This window comes from Marinobacterium aestuarii, from assembly GCF_001651805.1.
In the GTDB taxonomy this organism is placed as follows: domain Bacteria; phylum Pseudomonadota; class Gammaproteobacteria; order Pseudomonadales; family Balneatricaceae; genus Marinobacterium_A; species Marinobacterium_A aestuarii.
The window spans coordinates 4606837-4616217 of the sequence record NZ_CP015839.1 but is presented as its reverse complement, the minus strand read 5'-3'; the positions used below and the strand labels follow the sequence as shown (position 1 = coordinate 4616217).

Annotated in this window: 10 protein-coding genes and 1 riboswitch; of the genes, 7 read left to right on the top strand and 3 right to left on the bottom strand. The window is 60.0% G+C overall.

From position 1 onward, the window contains the following. Nucleotides 1–35 precede the first annotated feature (35 nt). Together A8C75_RS20245 and phhA are read right to left on the bottom strand one after the other, a co-directional pair. Complete coding sequence (locus tag A8C75_RS20245; RefSeq protein ID WP_067386171.1) at nucleotides 36–386, bottom strand: 4a-hydroxytetrahydrobiopterin dehydratase; 351 nt, start codon at nucleotides 384–386, stop codon at nucleotides 36–38. Nucleotides 387–465: 79 nt separating this feature from the next. Beyond that, complete coding sequence (gene phhA / locus A8C75_RS20240) at nucleotides 466–1350, bottom strand: phenylalanine 4-monooxygenase (protein ID WP_227819974.1); 885 nt, start codon at nucleotides 1348–1350, stop codon at nucleotides 466–468. A 44-nt stretch (nucleotides 1351–1394) separates the two neighbouring features. On the opposite strand from phhA, the gene A8C75_RS20235 reads away from it, so the two are divergent. Further along, nucleotides 1395–1871, top strand: a complete 477-nt coding sequence (locus A8C75_RS20235; protein WP_067386169.1) for an Lrp/AsnC family transcriptional regulator — start codon at nucleotides 1395–1397, stop codon at nucleotides 1869–1871. A 15-nt stretch (nucleotides 1872–1886) separates the two neighbouring features. On the opposite strand, the gene A8C75_RS20230 is transcribed toward A8C75_RS20235, so the two are convergent. Next, nucleotides 1887–3296: an aminotransferase-like domain-containing protein gene (locus A8C75_RS20230; RefSeq protein WP_067386168.1), complete on the bottom strand. Its 1410-nt coding sequence runs from the start codon at nucleotides 3294–3296 to the stop codon at nucleotides 1887–1889. A gap of 165 nt (nucleotides 3297–3461) precedes the next feature. Here A8C75_RS20230 and A8C75_RS20225 point away from each other — a divergent pair, with 165 nt between their 5' ends. The 6 genes from A8C75_RS20225 to A8C75_RS20200 all read left to right on the top strand — a co-directional run bounded on the left by A8C75_RS20225 (nucleotide 3462) and on the right by A8C75_RS20200 (nucleotide 8809). After that, entirely contained in the window at nucleotides 3462–4394 is a 933-nt protein-coding gene (locus A8C75_RS20225) for a DMT family transporter (protein WP_067386167.1), read from the top strand. 87 nt (nucleotides 4395–4481) lie between these two features. Then, nucleotides 4482–5294, top strand: a complete 813-nt coding sequence (mutM, locus tag A8C75_RS20220) for a bifunctional DNA-formamidopyrimidine glycosylase/DNA-(apurinic or apyrimidinic site) lyase (protein WP_067386166.1) — start codon at nucleotides 4482–4484, stop codon at nucleotides 5292–5294. A 39-nt stretch (nucleotides 5295–5333) separates the two neighbouring features. Beyond that, nucleotides 5334–6269: an alpha/beta hydrolase gene (locus A8C75_RS20215; RefSeq protein WP_067386165.1), complete on the top strand. Its 936-nt coding sequence runs from the start codon at nucleotides 5334–5336 to the stop codon at nucleotides 6267–6269. A gap of 93 nt (nucleotides 6270–6362) precedes the next feature. Further along, complete coding sequence (locus tag A8C75_RS20210; protein ID WP_067386164.1) at nucleotides 6363–6896, top strand: phosphatase PAP2 family protein; 534 nt, start codon at nucleotides 6363–6365, stop codon at nucleotides 6894–6896. Nucleotides 6897–6902: 6 nt separating this feature from the next. Beyond that, nucleotides 6903–7958: an MJ1255/VC2487 family glycosyltransferase gene (locus tag A8C75_RS20205; protein WP_067386163.1), complete on the top strand. Its 1056-nt coding sequence runs from the start codon at nucleotides 6903–6905 to the stop codon at nucleotides 7956–7958. Between the two features lie 83 nt (nucleotides 7959–8041). Further along, a complete protein-coding gene (locus A8C75_RS20200) occupies nucleotides 8042–8809 on the top strand; it encodes a 3-hydroxybutyrate dehydrogenase (protein WP_067386162.1) in 768 nt (255 codons plus the stop codon). Nucleotides 8810–9230: 421 nt separating this feature from the next. Then, a riboswitch (TPP riboswitch) is annotated at nucleotides 9231–9372 on the top strand. Nucleotides 9373–9381 lie beyond the last annotated feature (9 nt).

The following is a 9381-nucleotide window of genomic DNA, read 5'->3' as shown; positions in this document are numbered from 1 at the left end:
GCTGATGCCGGCTTTTTTGTGTCTGGGCAGCGGGCTCAGTTGCCGACGATGGCATCCAGCTTGGCGGCACAGATAAAGTCGTTATCCGACAGGCCGTTCACGGCGTGGGTGCAAAAACGCACCGTACAGTAACCCCAGCCCATGCGAATATCCGGGTGGTGGTTTTGCTGGTCGGCCAGAAAGCAGGCGGCATTGGTGGTATATACAGCCTTGGCAAAGCCCTTGAAGCGAAAATCCCGTTCTATATAGCTGGCATCATCGGCCAGCTCCCAGTCCTGGTGCAGCTGGGGCATTAATGCCTTGGCTTCGGCAGCAGTCAGTGCCGCAATGCCACCTTCGCAGGGTACGCAGGTCTGGCCGGCAAGATCGCAGAATGAGTCGCTCATGGGGATGTCCTCCTTGGTGTTCGTGGATTGCCGCCGTGAAGAAGGCTGGCGTTACAATTGAGACTGCTGTTTTAGTGCATCAGTTTAGCGTGGCTTTGGGAGCGTAGCGGGGCGGATGCAGCCCCAGTGCCTGGGCATGGTGGATAGTCCCCAGTATGTCGGTGCTGATCAGGTCGCGTAGCTGGTCGATGCCTTCGAGCACAAAGTACAGGGGCTGGTGAATGTCGATTCGATAGGGCGTGCGCAACACATCCATCAAATCAAACGGCTGGCGCTGTGCCTGCGGGCTTTCGATGGCGTAGGGCAGCTCGCTGGCCGAAGACGCAAGCCCGGCGCCCAGGGCCTTGAGGCCGCCGTTTTCGCGAATCAGGCCAAACTCTACGGTAAACCAGTAGAGCCGGGCCAGCCAGACATGATCCTGAGGGCGGGCCTGGGTGCCCAGCACGCCTATGTGGTGCGAAAATTCGGCGATCTGCGGATGGGCCAGCAAGGGGGTGTGGCCGAAGATCTCGTGAAAAATATCCGGCTCCTGCAGGTATTCCAGTTCATCGCGCGAACGGATAAAGGAGGCCGCCGGGAAGATGCGGGCGGACAGCAGCTGATAGAAACGGTCGAAACCGATCAGCGCAGGGACCGGCGTGACGCTCCAGCCCGTTGCCTGCTGCAGGCGTTGTGATACCTCGACGCACTGTGGAATCCGCTGCGGGCTCAGTGCCAGCTGGGCCAGGCCCTCGGTGAATACCCGGCTGCAATAGCGCTTGGCCCGTGCCTGCTGAGGGCTGAACAGAATCTTCCAGACCGCGTCTTCCTCGGCGCTGTAGGGAATCATGCCCTGGGCGTCGGGTTGGTGAGCCTGGTAGCGGCTTGTGGTTTTCATGGTGGGCTCCTGAACAGCATTCCATACCTCATTAGAGTATCGAAGAGCGCGGGAAATTTGCTTGCGCTGTTGTACAAAACACCGCAATCTTTGAAAGGATATTGCCTATATATTTTATTTTGAGAAATAAAATGTCTGAAACAATTAAACTGGATAAAACGGATCGCCGTATGCTGCGCGAATTGCAGCGCAACGGCCGTATCAGCAATCAGGAACTGGCCGAGCGCACCAGTCTGTCCACCGCACCCTGCTGGCGGCGGCTTAAAAAGCTCGAGGACAGCGGCGTTATCAACCGTTATGTGGCCCTGCTGGACAGCCACAAGCTGGGCATGCAAACCATGGCCTTTATCCACCTGTCGCTGCTGGATCACAGCGACGCCAGCATTGCTGCGATTGATGAGTTTGTCGAGCAGTCGCCGGAGGTGATGGAGTGCTACGCCATCACCGGCAGTGAAGACTACCTGCTGCGCATCGTTGCCCAGGACATGGAAGCGCTGGAGCGCTTCATGATGCAAAAGCTGCTCAAGCTCAAGGGTGTCAAGTCGACCAACAGCTCGCTGGTGCTGCGCCAGAAGAAGTACACCACTGAGTTGCCGATTAGTGATTAGTGATTAGGGCAGGGGTTATAGCTGCTCGCGGATCAGGTCTCCCAGCGCTTCGATGGCCTGCAGATAGTAGGGCGTGGCCTCGAAGGTGCTGTAGTTCAGCCGAATACAGTGGCTAAAGCGACCGTCGCTGGCAAAGAGGCTGCCGGGGGTAATGCCGATACCGGCCTGCTGGGCTGCCCGGTACAGGCGGTCGCTGTCAAAGCCTGGGGGCAGTTCAACCCAGCAAAGAAAACCGCCTTTGGGGATCAGCGGCAGGGCGCAGCCCGGCCAGTACTGATAGATGGCTTCGAGCAGCAGGCCCAGGCGTGCCTGATAGCGCCGGCGTACCTGGCGCAGATGGCGTTCATAGCGATTGTCTGCCAGAAAGTCGGCCGCTGCATGCTGCAGTATGCCGGGGGAGGCCAGGGTGGTGACATATTTGAGGTAGTTGACCTGCTCATAGTAACGCCCCGGCATGATCCAGCCGATACGGATATCGGAATCCAGGGTTTTGGACAGCGAGCTGCACAGCAACACCCGTCCTTCGGTATCCAGGGCCTTGAGCGGCGGCGGTCGGCTGCCCTGGTGGCACAGCTCTCCGAAGACATCGTCCTCGATAACGGGCAGGTCATGCTCGCAGGCCAGGCGCAACAGTCTGTGGCGTGCAGCCGTCGGCATGCAGGCGCCGGTGGGGTTGTTGAAGCTCGGGTTGGTCAGTATGGCCTTCACCTGCCAGCGCGACAGCGCCTGAGCGAGCGCCTCCATATCCATGCCCAACTGCGGGTGCCCGGGGATTTCCAGCGCCCGCATGCCCAGGGCTTCGATGCACTGCAAGGTGCCATAAAAGCAGGGCGACTCCACGGCTATGGTATCGCCGGGGCGCGCCAGTGCCAGCAGCGCCAGGGTGATGGCTTCCTGGGCGCCGTTGGTAATGACGATATCGTCGGCGCCGGCCGGCAGCGAGGCTGAATGGAGGCGCCGCGCCAGTTGCGCCCGCAGCGCATTTAGCCCGGGAGGCGCCACGTAGTGGCTGTTGCCGCCGGGTGCTGCGGCTATATCCCTGGCATGACGCGACAGGCGGCGGTAGAAAAACTCGCGCCCGCTACAGCGGGCATCCGGGTCGGCGCTGCCCAGGGGAACCAGCTGGGCATTTTGGGCCGCGCCTATTATTTCCAGCGCCGTGGCGCCAAGCTGCACTTTGCGCGGCTCCAGTGCGGTGCCGGGGTTCGGGCTCAGAGGGCGTGCCCGCACGTAGTAGCCCGAGCGCGGGCGGGGCTCAATCAGCTGTTCGTCTTCAAGCATCATGTAGGCGTGTATCACGCTGTTGCGGCCGATACTGAGCCTGCTGGACAGCTCACGGATCGAGGGCAGCGGATCGCCAGGGCGCAACTGCTGCTCCAGAATCTGGTTGCGCAACAGCTCGGCGGTCTGTTCATATATTTTCATGGGCACAGTCTAGCTACATATGGTCTTGGATGTGCCATTGAATGCGACTGTACCCATCCAAATAACGGCGTCTTGTGTCTGTTTTGCCCAGGCGTAAACACCGTATGCTTGAACCCTTGTTCAACCTGGCGGCAAGCTAGACTCAGTCACCCAGAGGATTTATGCATGAGCGATTTTCAGGCGCGGCTGGTACGCTGGGTACCGCTGCTTTTCGTCCTGCTCTGGAGTACCGGTTTTATCGGTGCCAAGTACGGGCTGCCTTATATCGAACCCTTTTACCTGCTGTTCATCCGCATGCTGCTCACCCTGGTGGTGTTTGCACTGCTGATGCGCATCTTCCGTGCCCGGGCGCTGGGGCCGCGTCAGGCGATGCACCAGATGGTGGTGGGGTTGATGGTGCACGGGGCTTATCTGGGGGGCGTGTTTGCGGCCATTAGCTGGCAGATGCCGGCCGGGATTGCCTCGCTGCTGGTTGGCCTGCAGCCGCTGCTCACAGCGCTGATTGCCTGGCAGTGGCTCGGCAGCCGCTTGCGCAGTCTGCAGTGGATCGGTTTGCTGCTGGGCCTGTTAGGTGTGGCGCTGGTGCTGGCGGGGCGTGACTCGGGCGCATCCGGTGAGCTGGTCTGGCCGGCGTTGCTGGCACTGGTGCTGGCTCTGGTGGCAATCTCGGTGGGCACCCTGTATCAGAAGCGCTTTGGGCAGGGGGTGGACCTGCTGAGTGGCTCTTTCTATCAGTATTTGTCCACGGCCCTGCTGATGGGGCTGCTGAGCTTTGGGTTTGAAACCCAGGCAGTGGACTGGCAGCCAGAGCTGTTTCTGGCGCTGTTCTGGCTTGTGGTGGGGTTGTCGGTGTCAGCCATTCTGCTGCTGATGCTGATGATCCGCGAAGGCGAAGCGGCGAGAGTTGCCAGTTACTTCTATCTGGTGCCGCCGGTGACGGCACTGGAAGCCTGGTGGCTGTTCGACGAAAGCCTGGCCCCCGTTGCCCTGGGCGGCATCGCCATCGCCGTGCTGGGTGTGTACCTGGTGATCAGGCCCGCCCGCGTTACCGCGCCAGCGATATCAGCGACTGGGGCCGGGGTGAAAGGCTCGGGCTAAAGGGCCGTGCTGCAGCCTGCAGGGTTCTCAGTCGGGGTTTGCTATCATGGCGCCTCCTTTTTTTGCGTGGCGTGGAGTCTTTAACCGATGCCTGAGTTGCCTGAAGTCGAAACCACCCGGCGAGGTGTGGCGCCCTATCTGCAGGATCACAGTGTCCAGGCTTTGGTGGTGCGTCAGCCGCGGCTGCGCTGGCCGGTGCCGCCGGAACTGGCGGGGCTGATTGAAGGTCAGCCGGTGCGGGCGGTGTCGCGCCGTGGCAAATATCTGCTGATCGACTTTGACGCCGGCACAGTGCTGGTGCATCTGGGCATGTCCGGCAGCCTGCGGCTGGTGCCCGGTGAGCAGCTGCCCGGCAAGCACGATCATGTGGATTTTCTGCTGGATTCGGGTCTCGCCCTGCGCCTGACTGATCCGCGGCGCTTTGGCGCCGTGCTCTGGCAGGAAGCCGGCACCGAGCATGCGCTACTGGCGTCACTGGGGCCTGAGCCGTTGTCAGAAGCCTTTGATGCGCCGCTGTTGCAGCAGGCCTGCAAGGGGCGGCGCAGCGCGATCAAGCTGCGCATCATGGACAGCAAGGTGGTGGTGGGGGTGGGGAATATCTACGCCAACGAAGCGCTCTTTGCCGCCGGTATTGATCCCCAGCGGGCCGCGGGGCGGATATCTGCGCCGCGCCTGGCGCGACTGGTGGCTGAAATCAAGCAGGTGCTGGAACGCGCCATTGCCCAGGGCGGTACCACCTTGCGGGACTTTGTCGGCGGTGATGGCAAGCCTGGCTACTTCAAACAGGAGCTGTGCGTCTATGGTCGGGGCGGCGATAGCTGTGTCTGCTGTGGTACTGTACTTAAAGAAATTCGTCTGGGGCAGCGCAGTACTGTGTTTTGCCCGCGCTGTCAGCGCTAGCTACGGGCGAGTATGACTTATTACAGGGGTTTATAATCTATGACCGCAGCGCAATCCGCGTTGACTGACAAGGCGCTGCAGCGCAACAGCTTTCGCGAGCAGTTGCGGGATGGTTTGGGCATTCAGGAGCTATTGCAGGGCAGGGAAGTACTGCAGATTGAGGCGGATCCGCCGATTCATTGCGAGTTGTACGAGTTCGACAGTCAGGCCCCCGTACTGCTGTTTCTGCCGGGGCTGGGGACCTATTCCGAGCTCTATGCCGAGCTGCTCGCGGGCATTCGGGATCAGGGATTCAATGTTGTGGGGGTTGATCCCCGTGGCCACGGTTATTCCGGCGGCGAGCGCGGCTATTACAGTGTCGAGGATACAGTGGGGGATCTGCAGCGCGTGCTGGATACGCTGCAGGAACGCTTCAGCGGTCCTGTGGGCGTGTTTGGCTATTCCGGTGGAGCTGTGACGGGCCTGGCGCTGGCCGAAAAGGACAGCCGGGTGCAGGCGCTGTTGTGTGGCACTCTGTTGCTGAGCGAACTGGCACCGGATCTGCTGCATGGCCTGGGCTGGCAATGGACGAGTGCATCGGCCTGGATGTTTCCGCGCATGAAGGTGCCGCTCAAGGGCTTTATTGACTTCGAAACCCTGCTGGCCGGCCATCCGGCGGGTCCACTGATCAACGCCGACCCCATGCTGGTGTTCGAGTATCCGTTGCGCACCTTGGCCAGCCTGTTCAGTCGCAGCGCCGGCATTTTGAAGCAGGAGTATCCGTTTTCGCTGGTCATCATGCAGGGTACGCGGGATGAGGTGCTGGATGTGGACTATGCCCGCCGCGTCGTGGCGCAGTCGGTGCATCCCATTGAGCTGGTGCTGATTCCGGCCGAGGGGCATATGCTGCCCTGGGACAATGCCGCTGTGCTGGCGCAACGCTCGGCGCAGTGGTTTCATCAGCAACTGCAAAGTTCACACGCCACCCCCGCCTGAGTCGCTGTCATCCCGGTGTCATGGTCTGTTCATGTGGCTGTCACCGGCGGCATCGGACAATGCACCTGACTGCAATACTGTCAGGTGATGCCGATGAATACGCTGCAACAGAAAATCACTCAGCTTGATACGCTTGCGTTCCACTGGTGCCAGGGTCATGCCCGGGCACCGCAACTGGCGTCTGTCAGTCGCTGGGTGTCGAGACTGGGGGATGGCCTCTGTTACATCCTGCTGGGCGTTGCGCTGGCGCTGTTCGAACCCGAGGACGGGCATCGCTTCCTGCAGGCCGGCCTGCTGGCGTTTGGGATCGAACTGCCGGCCTATCTGGTGCTTAAAAACCTGATCAGGCGCGACCGGCCCTGCGATCGCTTCGATCATTTCTCGGCCTATATAAAACCCTCGGACCGCTTCAGTTTCCCCTCCGGTCACGCGGCGGCGGCCTTTACCTTTGCCGCTGTGATGGTGGCACATTATCCCAGCCTGCTGCTGCCACTCTACGGGCTGGCCAGCCTGATCGGCGCCTCCCGCGTATTGCTGGGGGTGCATTTCCCATCGGATATTCTCGCCGGCGCCTTGCTGGGCATCTGCTGCGCGCAACTCGGTATTCTGCTGTTCGGTCTGGGGTAAAGCGCCATGAAAATACTCTACGGTGTGCAGGCGACAGGGAACGGGCATATTACCCGGGCGCGGGTCATGGCCGGAGCCCTGGCAGCACAGGGGCTGGAGGTCGACTACCTGTTCAGTGGTCGACCCCCGGAGCAGCTGTTTGATATGGAACCCTTTGGCGATTATCGCTGTCGCCGCGGCCTGACCTTCCAGTATGGCGCCGGCGGGCGTGTGAATGCGCTCGGCACCCTGTGCAACAACAGCCTGTGGCAGCTGTGGGGCGAGATCCGCGGGCTGGATCTGAGTGGCTATGATCTGGTGATCAGCGACTTCGAACCGGTGTCGGCCTGGGCGGCACGGCGCCAGGGGATCCCCAGTATAGGTATCGCCCATCAGTATGTGTTCAACTACGACCTGCCGGGGCGGCACCAGGGGTATTTGACGCGCGGTGCCGTTCGTCTGATGGCACCGGTGGATACCGCCATTGGCCTGCACTGGCATCACTTTGACCAGCCCATACTGCCACCGCTGATCTCGCCACCGCGCTATCCGGTGACGCTAGAAATCGACAAGATTCTGGTGTATCTGCCCCATGAAAGCCGCGCCCAGCTGCTCGACTGGTTCAGCCGTTTTGCGGACTACCGCTTTGTGGTTTATTGCGATAGTACCGAGCCCGGAACACAGAAAAATGTGCACTTCCAACCCTTCAGTCGTGATGGCTTTGAACGGGATCTGGCCAGTTGTGCCGGCGTGATCAGCAACAGTGGCTTCGGGCTGGCCAGCGAAACGGTGCAGTACGGCAAGAAGTTGCTGAGCAAGCCCTATCGTGGCCAGGTGGAGCAGCTTTCCAATGCTGAAATCATGCAGCAGCTGAATCTGGCCTGGGTGATGAACGGCGACTGTGACCTGGGGCAACTCAAACGCTGGCTGCAAGAGCCCAATCTGTCCCCGGCGCCTTATCCGGACGTGGCCGGTGCGCTGGCGCGCTGGATTGCAGACGGTCATGCAGAGCCTGCGGCATCTCTGGCCAAACGGCTGTGGCGTCAGCATGCCGCCCAGCCCTGGGTAACAGCGGGCACCTGAGCGCCGCGCAATCCATTTTCAGTTGGGTTTTATCTGGGCGAGCTGCTGGAGTATGGTCAGACATCATTCCAGCGGAGAGCGTCATGCAGAACAGAACGGTGCTGATTACGGGGGCCGGCAGCGGTATTGGCCAGGCGGTGGCGCTGGTACTGGCTGCACAGGGGCATCGCATTATCGCCACCGATCTGATTGCGGCGACTGCACAGCGTACTGCAGACCAGATACTGGCCGCCGGTGGCCAGGCGCGGGCGCTGACACTGGATGTCAGTGCTCAGGCGGATATCGATCAGCTGGCGTCGCTGTTACAAGCCGAAACGGTGGATGTGCTGATCAACAATGCCGGCCTGCAGCATGTGGCGCCACTGGAATCCTTTCCTCCTGAGCGTTTTGACCTGCTGGTGCAGGTAATGCTGAACGGCGCCGCCATGCTTACGCGGGCACTGCTTCCCGCCATGCGGGCGTCGGGCTACGGACGCATTATCAATATCGGCTCCATTCATGCCCTGGTGGCATCGCCTTACAAGAGCGCCTATGTGGCGGCCAAGCACGGGCTGCTGGGTTTTTCCAAGGTGGTGGCGCTGGAGACGGCCGATACCGATATCACCATCAATACCATCTGCCCCTCCTATGTTCGCACACCCCTGGTGGACAAGCAGATTCAGGATCAGGCACGGGAAAACGGCATCAGTGAAGCTGAGGTAGTGAGCGAAATAATGCTCAAGCCCATGCCCAAGGGGGTCTTTATCAGTATTGAGGAATTGGCTGGACTGACGTTGTTTCTGATGAGTTCTGCGGCACGTAATATTACCGCCCAGGCGATTGCGGTGGATGGCGGCTGGACCGCGCGTTAATGTCGTTTTGAAAGGCTAAGGTGTTGTAAAGCGGGGATAAAATAAAAAGGGCGGGATGATCCGTCATCACGCCCTCTTGTCTGGCTTCCATTTTCCGTGCGCTTGAATTGCGTCCTGCGTGCTTCCGATTCGTCCTTTGCGCTTACCGAGGCCATCCTTGCTATTCGTTCCATGAACAGGAGATCCACCTGACTGATTATGGACGTTACCCAATTTATTAATATAGGAAAAAGTCCTAAAAGCTGTTTCATAAAGTTTACGGTTTTGGCGTGGCGACCGGATGCGCTCGAAAAATCGAAACTGTCACGAAATATTTACAGTTGGCTGCCCGGATGGCGCGGGGCCTGTCGAATGTTGACTGGCCCAATGCTCAGATCAATTTGGCCGTGGACATTATCCCTGTGAAACGCATAGACTAGATGCCTTCTTGTCGGGGTGCCTTAAAAAGCACCGAGCGCATATCGGTTCGCCGATGTTCTGCTCGGTCATTTGAGGGGCTGAGATCAAACCCGTTGAACCTGATCCGGTTAGTACCGGTGTAGGAAACCGAGATATGTCCCATATACTCTTTC